Below are 14,903 nucleotides of genomic sequence, written 5' to 3'. Positions count from 1 at the left end.
AAATTCTTCGTACGCTGTACCCAGTTCTCGCGTACGCTGTACCCAGTTCAGGTGCGGATGGGGAGGCGACCGTGAAGATCCTGGTGACGGGGGCGACCGGCAACATCGGGCGCAAGGTGGTCGACCACCTGCTCGACGCGGGAGCGCAGGACGTGCGCGCGCTGACGGTCGACCCGGTGAGGGCGGCGCTCCCGGAGGGGGTCGAGGTCGTCCGCGGCCACCTGCGGCGACCGGAGACGCTGGCGGCGGCCCTGGACGGCGTCGGGCGCCTCTACCTCGCGCCCACGCCCGACACGGTCGTCGACGTGCTCGCGCTCGCCCGGGAGGCGGGCGTCTCCCACGTGGTGGACCTGTCCGGCGAGCCGGAGAGCTGGTGGGGGAGCGTCGCCACCGCCGTCGAGGGCGCCGGGCCCGCCTGGACCCACCTGTGGCCGGGGGACTTCATGGAGAACGCGCTGTCCTGGGCGCCCGGGATCGCCGCCCGGCGGGCCGTGCGCGAGCCCTACCCGCAGGGCCGCAGCGCCCCCACGGCCATGGACGACATCGCCCGGGTGGCGGCGGCGTGCTTGCTCACCGACGCCCACGCCGGGCAGGCGCTGTCGATCACCGGTCCCGAGGTGCTCACCCGCGTCGAGCTGGCCGAGCGGATCGGGGAGGCGCTCGGCCACCGGGTCGTGTTCGAGACCGTGACGCGCGACGAGGCCGTGGCCGAGATGGCGCAGTCCATGGGGGCCGACGCCGAGTGGTACGTCGACACCATCCTCGCCGGGAGCGTCGACAACCCGGTGCAGGTCAGCACCGCGATCGAGGACGTGACGGGGAAGCCGGCCACCACGTTCGCGCAGTGGGCGCGGGCCAACGCCGCCGCGTTCCGCGGCTGACGCCACCGGCCCGCGCGCCCCGACCGGACCGGCCGGGGCGCGCGGAGCGGCTCAGCGGTCGTCGTCGTCGGGGTCGTCGGTCACGGTGTCGGCGGCCGAGTGGCCGTTCGCGGACTTCACCGCGATGGCCTTGCGCCCGCGCCGGGCCGCCGGGCGCGGCAGGGGCGGCGGCCCCTGCACCGAGGCCGACCGCCCGAGGATGAGCTCGGCGAAGGTGGCCATGGCCTCGTCGAGCTGGCCGGCGTTGCGCCGCTCGGACTGCTCGTTGGCCCGCTCCATCAGCGTCTTGACGGAGTTGGCGTCGGGGCGGTCGCTGAGCACGCCCTCCAGCTTGCCGATGCGCTCCTCCAGCGAGCCGCCCAGCATGCCCAGCCGGCCGCCGAAGCCCTCCTCCAGGAGGTCGAGCCGGGCCACCAGCTCGTCGAGCTTGCCGCCGAGCGACTCCAGCCGGGTGGCCAGGGCGTCGAGGGGCTCGGTCGGGTCGACGGCGGGGCGCCCGGCCAGCTCCTCCAGCCTGCGGTGCAGGCCGATGCTGGTGTCGCCGAGCAGGTTGCGCAGGCCCTCGCCGGTCTCGTCGAACGCGCGGCTGGTCTCGGAGAGCTGCTCGCGCAGGCTGCGGTCGATGCCCTCGACCCGCTCCTTGATCGGGTTCCCGACCGAGGCCGGCATCGCGTCGAGCCGCATCTCCTGGCGGTCCATCCGGGTGCCGACCTCGTCGAAGCGCTTGTGCAGGCCGCCGAGGCGGTCGTCCAGCCCGTCCATGCGCCCGGAGACGCCCTCCAGGCGGCCGGCCATGCCGTCGAGGCGGCCGTCGAGCTGGGCGAACTGCTTGGCGAGGCGGTCGGGGAGCGCCTCCACCGCGCGCATCACCGAGGTGAGCGTGGCGTCCTGGGCGTCGAGCTTGGCGACGGTCTCGTCCAGCCGCTCGGCGAGCACGCTGACCTCGGTGCGGTCGGGCAGCTCGGTGAGGCGCTTGCGGACCGTGCCGATGGCGTCCAGCGCGGCGAGGCGGGCGTGGATCTCGTCCAGCGAGTCGAAGATCTGCTGCTGCTCGCTGTCGCGGATCTCGGCGGCCCGCACGAGCATGCCGCGCATGCGGTCGAAGGACATGTTCGAGTCATTGCTCATGGCGGCGGGGAGCTCCCTCTGAGCTGTGGGTGGACCGGGCCCGGGTGGGGATCGGGCCGAGGCCATGGGGTGGGGCCACGGAAGCGTAGCGAGAGGCACCGCCGCTCTTTCGGCGGCACCCCATTCGGCCGTATCCTCGCTCTTTCGGGCCAGTGACGCCGTCGGAGGGGGACACGGCCGGTAGGTGCTCTAGCGTGATCGGGGTGGCTGTACCGCTGAACGTCGAGACCGTCCGCGACGCACCGAAGGTCCTGCTCCACGACCACCTCGACGGCGGCCTGCGCCCGGCGACCGTGCTCGAGCTGGCCGAGGCCGTCGGCTACGACGCGCTGCCCAGCCCGGACGCGAGCGGGCTCGCCGCCTGGTTCCTGGCGACGTCGCACTCGGGGTCGCTCGTGCGCTACCTGGAGGGCTTCGGCCACACGGTCGCGGTGATGCAGACGCCGGACGCGCTGGTCCGGGTGGCCGCCGAGTGCGCGGAGGACCTGGCCGCCGACGGCGTCGTCTACGCCGAGGTGCGCTTCGCCCCCGAGCTGCACGTCAGCGGGGGCCTGGAGCTCGACGCGGTGGTCGAGGCGGTGCTGGAGGGCTTCCGGGTCGGCACCGCGCGGGCGGCCGAGCGCGGCCGCCGCATCCGGGTGGGCTGCCTGCTCACCGCGATGCGGCACGCCGCCCGCTCACGGGAGATCGCCGAGCTGGCCATACGCTTCCGCGACACCGGCGTCGTCGGGTTCGACATCGCAGGCGCCGAGGCGGGCTTCCCGCCCACCCGCCACCTGGACGCGTTCGAGTACCTGCGCCAGCAGAACTCGCACTTCACCATCCACGCGGGCGAGGCGTTCGGGCTGCCCTCGATCTGGGAGGCACTGCAGTGGTGCGGCGCCGACCGGCTCGGCCACGGCGTGCGGATCGTGGACGACATCACCGTCGCCGAGGACGGCACGGCCACCCTCGGCCTGCTCGCCGCCTACGTCCGGGACAAGCGCATCCCGCTGGAGATGTGCCCTACGTCGAACGTGCACACCGGCGCGGCCAAGTCGCTCGCTGATCACCCGATCGGCCTACTCGCCGACCTGCGCTTCCGGGTGACGGTCAACACCGACAACCGGCTGATGTCCGACGTATCGGTGAGCGGCGAGATGACCGCGCTCGCGGAGACGTTCGGCTACGGCTGGGACCGCCTGCAGTGGTTCACCGTGAACGCGATGAAGTCGGCCTTCATCGGCTTCGACGAGCGGCTGGCCCTGATCGACGACGTGATCAAGCCCGGCTACGCGGCCCTCATGGCCTGACCCCACCCCGTCGAGAACGAACCTGTTGTCGTGTGGACCGGTCCAAAACGACAACAACTTCGTTCTCGACGGGGGCGTCAGTGCTGCTGGAGGCGCTCCAGCAGGTGGTCGATCAGCTCGCGGAAGCGGGCGGCCTCGGCGTGGAACGGCGGGCTGGGGGCCAATCGGGTCGGGTCGGGCCGGACCACGAACGACACCAGCCAGCCCAGCGGCTGCGACTCGGCGAGCGCCTCGCGCGGCTCCTCGTCGTCGGCCCAGTCGCCCACGTCGAGCAGCAGCTCCGTCGCCTGCTCCAACTGGGTGGCGTCGATCGTCAGGGTGCCCTCGGCGATGTCGTCCTCGAGGCCGGTGAGGTCGTAGACGTTGAGCTCGTCGACGATCACCTCGAGATCGCCGACCGTCGCCTTGTCGACGATCTCCGGCCAGGTCGACGCCTCGACCAGGTCGTGCCCGTCGGCGCCGTCCTCGGCGATCCAGCGGGTCAGCGCCCGCTCGCCCCGGACGACGTCGATCCGGCCGTCGGTGCCGAGGAAGACCGGCGAGTCGTTGAGGTAGCAGCGCAGGGTGAGGACCTCGCCGTCGCGGCTGATGATCCGGACGGGGTCGATGCCGACCTCCTCCCAGAACGTCCGCGGTCGCTCCTCGGCGGGCTCGTCGGTCTCCTCGCCGGCGTCGACGTCGGTCTCGACCTCGGTCTCGGCGTCGACGTCGTCGGCGACCTCGACCTCCTTCTCCGCCGCGGCCAGCGCCGCCGCGTCGACCTCGGGGGCCTCCACCAGCTCGTCGAGCGAGTCGACGACCTCGTCCCAGCGCTCGGCGATGGTGTCCATGAGCTGGGTCCACAGCCGCTTGCCCTCGCGCCCGACGAACGGCAGCGTGCCCTGCGAGAGCAGGCCGAACGCGGGGGCCGCGTCCAGCACGGCGGTGACCCGCTCGAGCTCGCAGACGTCGGCGATCGACCGGACCATGTCGGTGATCTCGGCCAGTTCGCCGATGGTCCAGGTGTCGGGCTCGCTCGCGGCCAGCTCCGGCACGCCGACGATGTCGTAGCGCTGGGTGTCGTCGGGCGTCAGCTCGGAGACGGTCAGGTCGGGCACGACCGACCAGGCGGGGTGGTCGATCAGGTCGTGCTCGGTCGCCGTGCGCACGAACGCCGCCAGCCGGGGCACGGACGGGAAGGCGAAGAGGGCGTCGTCGTCGCCGAGGAACGCCTCCCACTCCTCGCCGTCCTCGCGCCACCGGGGCGCCCAGAGCGTGACGAGATCGCCCTCGGTGAGCGAGAGCTGGATCGGGACGATGTCGCTGGCCACGGGCGGCAGCCTAGGACGCCGCCGAACCGGCCGTGGACGGGGTGCGGCGGGACGGCTTGGGCTGCGCGCACATTGACGGGCGCCGGGGGAAATATGCACCATCAGTGCACCTTCAGGACCCCCACTGGAGGGGACAACCGAACGGAGTCACGATGACGACGTCGTCATTACGTCCCGCCCGTCGCCGCGTCGTACGGGCGGTGGCGCTCGCCGCGCTCACCGCGGCCGCCATGGCGGTGGTCCCGGGCACCGCCGCCGCCCAGGCCAACCCCTTCCAGCGCGGCCCGAACCCCACCGAGGCCGGCATCGAGGCCAGCCGCGGCCCGTTCGCGGTGGCCTCGGAGTCGGTGTCGGACCTGGCCACCCCCGGGTTCGGTTCGGCCAATATCACCTACCCGACCTCGACCTCCGAGGGCACCTTCGGCGTCGTGGCCATCGCCCCCGGCTACACCGCGAGCGAGTCGACCATCGCCTGGCTGCGCCCCCGCATCGCCTCCCAGGGCTTCGTCGTCATCAGCATCAACACCCAGACCACCGTCGACCAGCCGGCCCAGCGCGGCGACCAGCTGCTGGCCGCGCTCGACTTCACGATCCAGCGCGCCTCGGTCCGCAACCGCATCGACCCCGCCCGCCAGGCCGTGATCGGCCACTCCATGGGTGGCGGCGGCACCCTGGAGGCCGCGGCCGACCGGCGCTCCATCGAGGCGATCGTCGGGCTGACCCCGTGGAACCTCGACAAGAGCTGGTCGGAGGTGGACTCGGCGGCGCTGATGATCGGCGCCGAGCGCGACAGCGTCGCCCCGCCCGGGCAGCACGCGATCCCCTTCTACAACTCGCTGACCGGCGCTGAGGAGCGCGCCTACCTGGAGCTGGACGGGGCCAGCCACTTCGCCCCGAACACGTCCAACACCGAGATCGCCAAGTACACGATCTCCTGGCTGAAGCGCTTCGTCGACGACGACACCCGCTACACCCAGTTCCTCTGCCCCGCCCCGCGCACCGGGCTGGGCAGCGACCTGTCCGACTCGCGGGTCAGCTGCCCCCTCGGCTGACCGGCACCCCGCCGGACCGCCCGCTTCCCCAGCGCGGGCGGTCCGGCGCGGCCCGGGCGGGCGGACCCGACGCGGGGGGCCGCCGCCCCCCCCCCCTCCCCCGCGGGGGGGGCCCCCCCGCGGCCGTGGCGGACGGACCCGACGAGGGGTCCGTCCGCCCTCGTCCGCGGGAGGGCCGAGGTCGGACAATGGGTGCCGTGACGACTCTGGAGCCGCCGAACCCCCCGGCCGTCGACGGGCGTCGCGCCCGCGGGGAACGGACCCGCGCCGCGATCATCACCGCCTTGATCCAGCTGCTGGAAGGCGGCGAGCTCAAGCCGACCGGCGCCCAGATCGCCGCCAGGGCCGGCATCTCGATCAGGGCGCTCTGGGCGAACTTCTCCGACCTGGAGACCCTCTACGACCTGACCGGCCGGGTGCTGCTGTCCCGCGCCGACCAGTACACCGTCGTCATCCCCACCGACCTGCCCCTGGCCGAGCGCATCGACCGCTTCTGCGCCGTGCGCGCCGCCGCCTGCGAACGCGTCGCCCCCTTCGCCAAGGCCACCCGCCTGCGCGAGCCCTACTCCGCGGCCCTGCGCACCAACCGCCGCCGCACCCTGGACCGGCTCGTCGCCGCCATCGAGCAGGCCTTCGCGCCGGAACTGGCGGCAGCGGGGGAGCGGCGCGCCGACCTGCTGCTCTCGCTCACGGCGTCGACGAGCTGGTCGTGGTGGTCGGTGCTGCGCGACGACTACGGGTTGGAGGTGGCGCGGTGCACGGCGGTCCTGCGGGAGACGGTGACGCGGCTGCTGGGCGAGACGGGGGTGACGATCAGGACTTCGTGAACGAGTTCGCCGCTTCGGCCTCGGCTCGGAGGTACTCGGCATACGTCCGCTGGAGAGCGTCGCGTGCAGCGACGAGTTCTCGTTCGTAGAGTTTCAGCGCACCGTAGGTGCAGTACGGCGACGTTCCGGTCAGGTCGGGGCCGAAGATCTGCTCGTTGTAGTGCGCGGCCATTGCGACGCTGACCCTGTCCTGTGCCCACGGCTCGATACGAGCACTGCGTCGAACGCGGTTGAGGATGGCGCCGAGCCGGTCGAGTACCTGGTCGTAGGTCGCGACGGCGCGGGGGATCGCGTCGTAATCGATCCGGAATCCGGAGTCCGGAGGGGCCATCGGTGATCCAATCAGGGTCGAAGTGACTGCAGCGTTCCTACGACCTGCTCAGCGATCTCCACGACATCTCGGCAGAGGGACTCCTGCGGTACCGGCTGCGCCCCTCCACCATCGGCGAGCTGGACGTCGATGAATTGGTCTGGTGCCACGTCGATGTCGACCGAGCAGAAGTCGAGCACACGCGGCCGAGCCAGCACGGCGGGGAACCCGTCCACCGTGATCGGCTCCAGATCGTCGTTCACCGCGCCGGGCGAGGTGATCACTTCGATGCCGTTCTCCGTGGCCAGCGCGATTCCGATGACGACCGGTTGCGGTTCGTAGCCCCGGAACGTGCAGTTCCGTCCGGTGAAGATCGGCTCGTTGCTCGTTTCGCTCACACCCTCGCCCTGAAGGCCCAGCTCGGCCCGTTGCTGAGCGGTGAGCAACGCGCACGGATCGATGCCGTCCAATGCGATGTCGCGAGGACGGGTCGGAAGGGGCACGCTGCCGGGTTGGGTGGAGGAGGCGGCTTCGCTCGGCGCCGCTTGACCGGGCACCGCGGTGGTGGAGCAGGCGGCCACTGTCGCCGAAACCAGGAGCAGGAGCAGGAGCCGGCGCACAACTCGACGCTAATGCATGTGTCATGGAGCGCGGGCCCGAACGGAAAATCCCAGCAGGGATCCCACCGGCGTCGCGAGTCGTGGGCTGCGACGCGGTAGGAAGATCTCAGGCCGGCAGGTCCAGCCGGGCCAGCTGCGATCGTGTGGTCACCCCGAGCTTCGGGAAGGCCTTGTGCAGGTGGTACGCCACCGTGCGCGGGCTCAGGAACAGCTGCGCGCCGATCTCGCGGTTGCTCAGCCCACCCGCCGCCAGCCGGACGACCTGCAGCTCCTGGGGTGTGAGGGCGCCGAGGCCGTCGGGTGGGGGTTCGGCGCGGCTCTCGCCGGTGGCTCGCAGCTCGGCGCGGGCGCGGGCGGCCCACGGGGTGGCGCCGAGGTCGTCGAAGGTCTCGCAGGCCGAGCGCAGCGGCGCGCGGGCGGCGGTGCGCAGGCGGGCCCGGCGCAGCCACTCACCGTGCAGCAGTTCGGTGCGGGCGCGCTCGAAGGGGCGGGAGCCCGTGGGTGAGGCGGCCGGGTCGGTGCCGGCCGCCTCGCTGCGGTGCACCGCCACGGCCTCGGCGAACAGCCTCCCGGCCTCCGGCCCGTCGGCGACGAGGGCCCGGCAGCGCAGGGCGACGGCGCGGGCCCACGGCAGGTCGACGCAGGCGGCCCAGCGGGAGAACCGCTCGGCGGCGGCGCGGGCCTGGTCGGGGCGGCCCGCGCGGGCGGCCGCTTCCACCAGGTCGGGCAGCCAGGCGCGGGCCTCGGGGGCCGCCGCGGCGACCAGGCCGGCGAGGCGGTCGGCGGCCTGCTCGAACCGGCCGGCGCCCAGGTCGAGCAGGCTGCGGGCGGTGGCGGCGGTCGTCGGGGCGACGGTGGCGGGGCGGTGGGCGGCCACGTCGACCAGCGCCGCCTCGCAGCCCACCTCGTCGCCGGACACCGCCGCGAGCTGGGCGAGGACGTCGGAGAGCGCGCCGACGGCCTTGGGCCGGCCGATCTCGCGGGCGATCCGCAGCCCCTCGGTGGCCGCGGCGACGGCGTCGCGATGCAGGCCGAGGTGCCAGCGGGTGGCGGCCAGGACCGCGAGCGTGTCGGGCAGCACGCCGAGCTGGCCGCGGCTGCGGGCGTCGCGCTCGGCGGCGGTGGCCAGCTCGTGGGCGCGGCGGTCGTCGCCCAGCGCCAGGCTCCAGCGGGCCGTCTTGGCCAGCGACCGGGGCGCGTCGGAGATCCGGCACACCAGCGGTGGCGGCGCGTCGGGCGGGCGGGCCGGCCGGTGGGTCTCGTCGAGCTGGCCGGAGACGATCTCGGCCAGCGCGATGACGTGCTCGGCGTGGCTGAGCCCGAGGTCCCGCACGGCCTGTACGACCCGTCGTACGGGTGCGGCGTCGCGGGTGGTCCAGGCGGCCTCCACGATCCAGACGAGCATGTCGCCCGCCAGGACCGGATCGGCGCCCGCCACGGCCAGCGCGGGCTCGAAGAGCAGCTCGGCTGCCTGGTCGGCGCGGTTGTCGGCGTCGGCGAGCGCGGCGTCGATCAGGGCGAGCCGGGCGCGGGAGACCGGGTCGTGCAGGTGCTCGGCGGCCCGGCGGCTGAGGTCGGCGGCCCAGTCGCAGCGGCCGGCGTCGACGGCGGCCGCCGCGGCCGCGGCCAGCCGGGTGCCGCGGTCCCGCGGTCGGGCGCTCAACCGGGCCGCCCGCTCGTAGGCGGCCGCGGCCGACTCGGGGCTGCCGCGGTCGCGGGCGCGCTCCGCGGCGGCCTCCAGCGCGGCGGCGGTCCGCTCGTCGGGGCCGATCGTCGCGGCGGCGCGGTGCCAGGCCGTGCGATCGGGGTCGATGGCCTCGTCGATGGTCTCGGCCAGGGCGCGGTGCGCGGCCTGCTTCGCGGCGAGGGTCTCCCGGGCGTAGACGGCCGCCCGGATCAGCGGGTGCGGGAACCCGAGGCAGCCGGAGGTGAAGGCGATCAGCCCGGCCCGCTCGGCGACCTCCAGGTCGGCGAGCGTCGCGCCCAACCGGGCCGCGGCCGCCAGCACGAGGCCGGTGTCGCAGCTGCCGTCGGCCGCCGCGACCAGCAGCACCGTCCGGGCTCCGCGCGGCATCGCGGCGACACGGGCGGCGAACTCGGCCTCCACCCGTCCGCCGCTGGGCGGGGTGCCGCCGTGCCCGGCGTCCGGCGGGCCGAACGGGTACTCGGTCAGCCGCCCGGCCCGGTGCGCCGCGACCAGCTCGACGAGGGCCAGCGGGTTGCCGGCCGCCTCGCGCAGCAGCAGGTCGCGCACGTGGCGGGGGAGGTCGTCGGCGTGCGCGCCCAGGACCGACCGGGCGGCGTCGTCGTCCAGCCGGCGCAGGGCCAGCTCGGGCAGCCCCGGCGCGCGGAAGCCGCCGTCGTCGCGGGCGGCGAACAGCATCGCCACCGACTCGGCGGCCAGCCGGCGCGCGACGAACGCCAGCACCTCGACGGTCGCGTGGTCGAACCAGTGGACGTCGTCGACGAGGCACAGCACGGGCCGCCGGTCGCCCAGCTCGGCCAGCAGCGTGAGCAGCGCCAGGCCCACCAGGTAGCGGTCGGCGGGCGGCTGCCCCGCCGTACCCCGGCCCAGCGCCTTGCCGAGGGCGTCGGCCTGCGCCGGGGGCAGTGCGGCGGTCTCGGCGTCGGTCACCCCGCGCAGCAGCAGGTGCAGCCCGGCGAAGGGCAGCTCGGCCTCGGCCTGCACCCCGATCCCGGCCAGCACCCGCATGCCGGACGCCGCGGCCGCCGCCCGCGCCAGCAGCGCCGACTTGCCGATCCCGGCCTCGCCGGTCAGCACCAGCGCGGCGCCGGCGCCGGCCCGGGCGGCGTCCAGCAGCCCCAGCACGGCGGTGATCTCCTCGGCCCGCCCCGACAGGACGGGCCCCGCCCCCACGGCCCGCAGGCTCATCGCCGTCCCCTCCCCGGCGGGGTGCGGCTCCCGTTCCGGACCGGTCCGCGCGCGACGCCGCTCACGCCTTCACCCGTCGTCCCGTCGGCACCAGCAGCGCGGCCAGCCCGACCACCATCACGGCCCCGAGCACCAGCACCCCGGACCGGAACCCGGCCAGCCCCCCGCCGGCCAGTGCCCAGCACAGCGCCACCACGCCGGGGGCGACGGTGGTCGCGAGCGTGCGGGCGGTCATGGCGATGCCGCCCGCGGTGCCCTCCATGCCCGTGGGGGCGGCGGCGAGGGTGGCGGCGTTGATCGCCGGGTTGAACAGCCCGGCGCCGATCCCGAGCACCGCGAGGCGCCAGGCGAGTCCGACGGGGCCCGCGTCGGCGTCGACGGTCAGCATCAGGGCCAGGCCGACGAGGGTGACGGTGCTGCCGATGACCGCCACGACGCGGGTGCCGAAGCGGTCGGAGAGCGCACCGGCCAGCGGGGACACCGGGGCCACGGCGCCGGCGAAGAACAGCAGGACCGTGCCGGTGACCTCGGGGCTGCCGCGCAGGACGTCGGAGACGTAGAACGGCAGCAGGAAGGCGACCAGGCCGATGGTGAAGCTGGCCGCCAGCAGCGCCACCAGCACCGGGCCGAACACCCGGCCGCGGATCATCGCGACGACCGGGGCCGAGCCGGGCAGCCGGGTCCAGCCCCACGCCGTCACCGCGCCCACCACGACCAGCGCGCCCGCGACGAGCGGCGCGTCGTCGACGAAGTCGACGGCCAGCATCAGCGCGCACACCGCACCGCCGAGCAGCGCCGCCTCGCCCAGCAGCCCCGGCCCGGGCCGGGGCAGGCCGCGGCCGTCGCGGGGGAGGGTGCGCAGGGCGACCCAGGCCACCGCGACCAGCAGCGGCAGCTTCATCAGGAAGACCCCGCGCCAGTCGAGCGCCCCGGCCACGAACCCGCCCAGCGGCGCCCCGATGACCCCGCCCACGGTCATGATCGTGATGATGAAGCCGATGGCCCGGCCGCGCTGCTCCGGGCGCACGCTGACCATGACGATCGGCATGTAGACCGCGATCACCAGCGACGCGGCCAGGCCCTGCAGCAGCCGCCCGACGACCACCACCCAGAACGCCGGCGCGACGGCGGTCAGCACGCTCGCCACCCCGACGCCCACCATCGCCGCCACGAGCGCCGCGCGGGCGCTCGCGCCGTCGGCCCACCGGCCGGCCGGGATGGCGACCGCGGCCATCGGCAGCGCGTACCCGAGCAGCACCCAGGCCGTGGTCGCGGGGGAGATGCCCAGGTCGGCGGCCATCCCGGGGAGCGTGACCGCGGTGACGGTCATCTCCGCGGTGACCACGAACATGGCCAGCCCCAGTGCGACGATCGGTGCCCAGCGGGTGCGTTCGGTGGTCCTCGGCGCAGTCGTCACATCCATGCCGCCGACGCTAGGAGCTGAAGCTGGCTTGAGGTCAAGACAGCCATCACGCCGCGTACGGGCGGGCGCTGCGGGCGGTCCGCAGGGCCTCACCCCACCAGGCCAGCTGGTCGAGCATGGCCTTGGCGGCGCTCCGGCAGCCCTCGGCGTCCAGCGGCCGGCGGTCGGGTCCGAAGCGCTCCCAGGCGCCGTGGAAGCTGACCGTGTCGCGGATGGTGACCGAGTGCGTCTCGGCGAAGACCGCGCGCAGGTGCTCGACGGCGCGCAGTCCGCCCGCCATCCCGCCGTAGGACACGAACGCGACCGGCTTGGCCCGCCACTGCGGCGTGTGCCAGTCGATCAAGGTCTTGAGCGGGGCCGGGTAGCTGTGGTTGTACTCCGGCGTCACCACGACGAAGGCGTCGGCGGCCGCGACGCGGGGTGACACGGCCGCGACCTCGTCCGGTGGCGCGGCGCCGAACGCGGTGAGGCGGTCGGGCAGAGCGGCCTCGGCGACGTCGAGGACGTCGACCTCCATGTCGGTGCGGCCGACCAGTTCGCCGACGAACCAGTCGGCGACGGTCGGGCCGAACCGGCCGTCCCGGTTGCTGCCGATGATCACCATCACGCGGAGCGGGTTCTCGCTCATGTCGTCTCCTCCTGGTCGTCGCGGACGTCGACGACGCTAGGGAGACCGCGCGCTGCGGGAATCCGTCAGGTGACCGGGGTGTGGGGGGGGGGGGGGGGGGCCCCCCCCCCCCCCCCCCCCCCCGGCCGGCTCTCCAGGAGGCGGCTGTGCCTGGTTCTGGGGGGAGCGGTTGAGTAGGGTCGGGGTTAGGCCGAGTGGTGCAGCCTGACGACACCCACCGTGACGTCTTCGAGACCGCCGCGGTCGAAGTCGTGGCGCAACCGATCGGCCTTGATGGTCGCGGTCAGCCCGTCGTAGGGGCCGTGCGCGTCGACCTCTCCGGTCTGGGGATCGACAGCGAGCACGACGTACCCGTCGCACTGCGTGAGTTTCTCCGCGGCCGCGACCAAGGTCGCGTCGCCGGAGCTCGTTGATTCCGGCACTGGATCACCTCCTGTTCTCCCTAAGTACAGCGCTGGGAGGCTGCTCGGCGTGACAATCTGGCGGCCAGACCACCCGTTCGGGCCAGGTGAATCTCATCGATGATCACCACCGGTGCTGACGACCGGACCCTCAGCGCATGATCCGGTGGTCGCGGCTCGCCAGCGCGTCCCGGCTGGCACTCCGCGTAGCGCCGCTGCACAGCGTCGTCGCCGCGGCTCGTGGCGCCGGGGCGGGAGCATCGCGCGGCGGCCCGTACGGCATCCCGGCGGGCGGTTCGGGCGCACGATCCGTCACCCAATGGTTGTTCGACCATTTGCCGCACAGCCGCCCGCACACCCGCAGCGCCGGGTCCACCGCTCCGACCTGGCCCCGACCGGGGTCGCGGCGCCGCGCCGGCCCGCCGTGTGCGAGGGCCCGACCGTACGGACGGCCGGTACGGCGAACAGCGGCGCCGATCCCCGGCATCATGCGGGTATGCGCACCCTGCGGACCCCCGACGAGCGCTTCGCCGACCTGCCCGGCTTCCCGTACGAGCCGCACTACGCCGACGTCCCCGACCCCGACGGCGGCACCCTGCGGATGGCCTGGGTGGCCGACGGCCCCGACGACGGAGCGCCGGTGCTGCTGCTGCACGGCGAGCCGAGCTGGTCCTTCCTGTACCGCTCGATGATGCCGGTGCTGGCCGCGGCCGGGTTCCGGGCGATCGCGCCCGACCTGGTCGGTTTCGGCCGCTCCGACAAGCCGGCCGAACCCGGCGACCACAGCTACGCCCGCCACGTGGAGTGGGTGCGCTCGCTCGCGTTCGACGTGCTCGACCTGCGCGGCGCCGCGGTCGTCGGGCAGGACTGGGGCGGGCTGATCGGGCTGCGGCTGGTCGCCGAGCACCCGGAGCGGTTCGCTGCGGTGGTCGCGTCCAATACCGGCCTGCCGACCGGCGACACCGACATGCCCGACGTGTGGTGGCGGTTCCGGCGGGCCGTGGAGGGGGCCGCCGAGCTCGACGTCGCACGGCTCGTGCAGTCGGGCTGCCGCACGCCGTTCACCCCGCGGGTGCGGGCGGCCTACGACGCGCCGTTCCCGGGGGAGCCGTTCAAGGCCGGGCCGCGGGCGATGCCGGGCCTGGTGCCGACCCGCCCCGACGATCCCGCGACCGTCGCCAACCGGGCGGCGTGGGACCGGCTGCGCGGGCTCGACCTGCCGGTGCTGGTGGCGTTCAGCGACGGCGACCCGATCACCGCCCACATGGCGCCGGTGCTGCGCGCCGAGCTGCCGGGAGCGGCCGGGCGGGACCACCCGACGATCACCGGCGCCGGGCACTTCCTCCAGGAGGACGCCGGCCCGGTGCTCGCCGCCGCCGTCGTCGACTTCCTGCGCGCCGCCCGCTGACCCCGCGCCGCCCGGACACGCGGGAGCGGGGTCGTGGCGGGTGTGGGCGGGCTGGAGGGGGAGCGCCTAGCCTCTGCGGCATGGACGTCCTGGTCGTCGACCACCCCCTGGCCAAGGCCCGCCTGTCGACGATGCGCGACGCCCGCACGGACAACGCGGCCTTCCGCGACGCGCTCGACGACCTCACCCTCATGCTGATCTACGAGGCGACCCGCGACGCCCCGGTGGCCACCTCGCCCCTGCACACGCCGGTCGCCCGCACGATCGGCTACCGGCTGGCCAGCCCGCCGCTGCTGGTGCCGGTGCTGCGGGCCGGGCTGGGCATGGCCGACGCCGCGTTCGGGCTGATGCCCGAGGCCCAGATGGGCTTCGTCGGGCTCGCCCGCGACGAGCAGACCCACCAGCCCAAGCCGTACATGGAGTCGCTGCCCGAGTCGCTGGCCGGTCGGCCGGTCTTCGTGCTCGACCCGATGCTGGCCACCGGCGGCTCGATGGCGCACGCCATCGGGCTGCTGACCGAGCGCGGCGCCACCGACGTCACGGCGATCTGCGTGCTGGCCGCCCCGGAGGGCATCGCGCACCTGCGCGAGACCGGGCTGCCGGTGCGGGTGGTGACGGCCAGCGTCGACGAGCGGCTCAACGACTCCGCGTTCATCGTCCCCGGGCTCGGCGACGCGGGCGACCGCCAGTTCGGCGCGGTGTAGCCCCACCCCCTGGTCCTGAACCTCGG

At 74.5% G+C, this 14,903-nt stretch carries 14 protein-coding genes; 6 read left to right on the top strand and 8 right to left on the bottom strand.

Going from position 1 to position 14,903, the window contains the following annotated elements:
* Positions 1-71 precede the first annotated feature (71 nt).
* Complete coding sequence (locus KDL28_RS07160; protein WP_252436485.1) at positions 72-881, top strand: NmrA family NAD(P)-binding protein; 810 nt, start codon at positions 72-74, stop codon at positions 879-881.
* Positions 882-932: 51 nt separating this feature from the next.
* Here the strand turns inward: KDL28_RS07160 and KDL28_RS07155 are convergent, their stop codons facing one another.
* Entirely contained in the window at positions 933-2,009 is a 1,077-nt protein-coding gene (locus tag KDL28_RS07155; RefSeq protein WP_252436484.1) for a PA containing protein, read from the bottom strand.
* Positions 2,010-2,212: 203 nt separating this feature from the next.
* On the opposite strand from KDL28_RS07155, the gene KDL28_RS07150 reads away from it, so the two are divergent.
* Positions 2,213-3,301 (top strand): adenosine deaminase, encoded by a 1,089-nt coding sequence (locus tag KDL28_RS07150; RefSeq protein ID WP_252436482.1) that lies wholly within the window; start codon positions 2,213-2,215, stop codon positions 3,299-3,301.
* A 77-nt stretch (positions 3,302-3,378) separates the two neighbouring features.
* On the opposite strand, the gene KDL28_RS07145 is transcribed toward KDL28_RS07150, so the two are convergent.
* A complete protein-coding gene (locus KDL28_RS07145) occupies positions 3,379-4,611 on the bottom strand; it encodes a SatS C-terminal domain-containing protein (protein ID WP_252436481.1) in 1,233 nt (410 codons plus the stop codon).
* 152 nt (positions 4,612-4,763) lie between these two features.
* On the opposite strand from KDL28_RS07145, the gene KDL28_RS07140 reads away from it, so the two are divergent.
* Entirely contained in the window at positions 4,764-5,663 is a 900-nt protein-coding gene (locus KDL28_RS07140; RefSeq protein ID WP_252436479.1) for an alpha/beta hydrolase family protein, read from the top strand.
* 197 nt (positions 5,664-5,860) lie between these two features.
* Complete coding sequence (locus KDL28_RS07135) at positions 5,861-6,490, top strand: TetR/AcrR family transcriptional regulator (RefSeq protein ID WP_252436477.1); 630 nt, start codon at positions 5,861-5,863, stop codon at positions 6,488-6,490.
* Here the strand turns inward: KDL28_RS07135 and KDL28_RS07130 are convergent.
* The 6 genes from KDL28_RS07130 to KDL28_RS07105 all read right to left on the bottom strand — a co-directional run bounded on the left by KDL28_RS07130 (position 6,477) and on the right by KDL28_RS07105 (position 12,786).
* Positions 6,477-6,821 (bottom strand): hypothetical protein, encoded by a 345-nt coding sequence (locus tag KDL28_RS07130; protein ID WP_252436475.1) that lies wholly within the window; start codon positions 6,819-6,821, stop codon positions 6,477-6,479. The genes KDL28_RS07135 and KDL28_RS07130 overlap by 14 nt on opposite strands.
* An 11-nt stretch (positions 6,822-6,832) precedes the next feature.
* Positions 6,833-7,420: a DUF3558 domain-containing protein gene (locus KDL28_RS07125; RefSeq protein WP_252436474.1), complete on the bottom strand. Its 588-nt coding sequence runs from the start codon at positions 7,418-7,420 to the stop codon at positions 6,833-6,835.
* Between the two features lie 106 nt (positions 7,421-7,526).
* On the bottom strand, positions 7,527-10,313 hold the full coding sequence (locus KDL28_RS07120) for a helix-turn-helix transcriptional regulator (protein ID WP_252436473.1): 2,787 nt from the start codon (positions 10,311-10,313) through the stop codon (positions 7,527-7,529).
* Between the two features lie 61 nt (positions 10,314-10,374).
* On the bottom strand, positions 10,375-11,736 hold the full coding sequence (locus KDL28_RS07115; protein ID WP_252436471.1) for an MFS transporter: 1,362 nt from the start codon (positions 11,734-11,736) through the stop codon (positions 10,375-10,377).
* Between the two features lie 46 nt (positions 11,737-11,782).
* A complete protein-coding gene (locus KDL28_RS07110) occupies positions 11,783-12,364 on the bottom strand; it encodes an NADPH-dependent FMN reductase (protein ID WP_252436469.1) in 582 nt (193 codons plus the stop codon).
* Between the two features lie 185 nt (positions 12,365-12,549).
* A complete protein-coding gene (locus tag KDL28_RS07105) occupies positions 12,550-12,786 on the bottom strand; it encodes a hypothetical protein (RefSeq protein ID WP_252436467.1) in 237 nt (78 codons plus the stop codon).
* Between the two features lie 475 nt (positions 12,787-13,261).
* Here KDL28_RS07105 and KDL28_RS07100 point away from each other — a divergent pair, with 475 nt between their 5' ends.
* Positions 13,262-14,173 (top strand): haloalkane dehalogenase, encoded by a 912-nt coding sequence (locus KDL28_RS07100; protein WP_252436466.1) that lies wholly within the window; start codon positions 13,262-13,264, stop codon positions 14,171-14,173.
* A gap of 80 nt (positions 14,174-14,253) precedes the next feature.
* Positions 14,254-14,877, top strand: coding sequence for a uracil phosphoribosyltransferase (gene upp, locus KDL28_RS07095; protein WP_252436464.1), 624 nt, complete (start codon positions 14,254-14,256; stop codon positions 14,875-14,877).
* Positions 14,878-14,903: the final 26 nt, after the last annotated feature.

The sequence above is a fragment of the Pseudonocardia humida genome (genome assembly GCF_023898865.1).
Taxonomy (GTDB): domain Bacteria; phylum Actinomycetota; class Actinomycetes; order Mycobacteriales; family Pseudonocardiaceae; genus Pseudonocardia; species Pseudonocardia humida.
The sequence above is the reverse complement of the archived record's forward strand: the minus strand, read 5'-3'. Positions and strand labels throughout refer to the sequence as shown.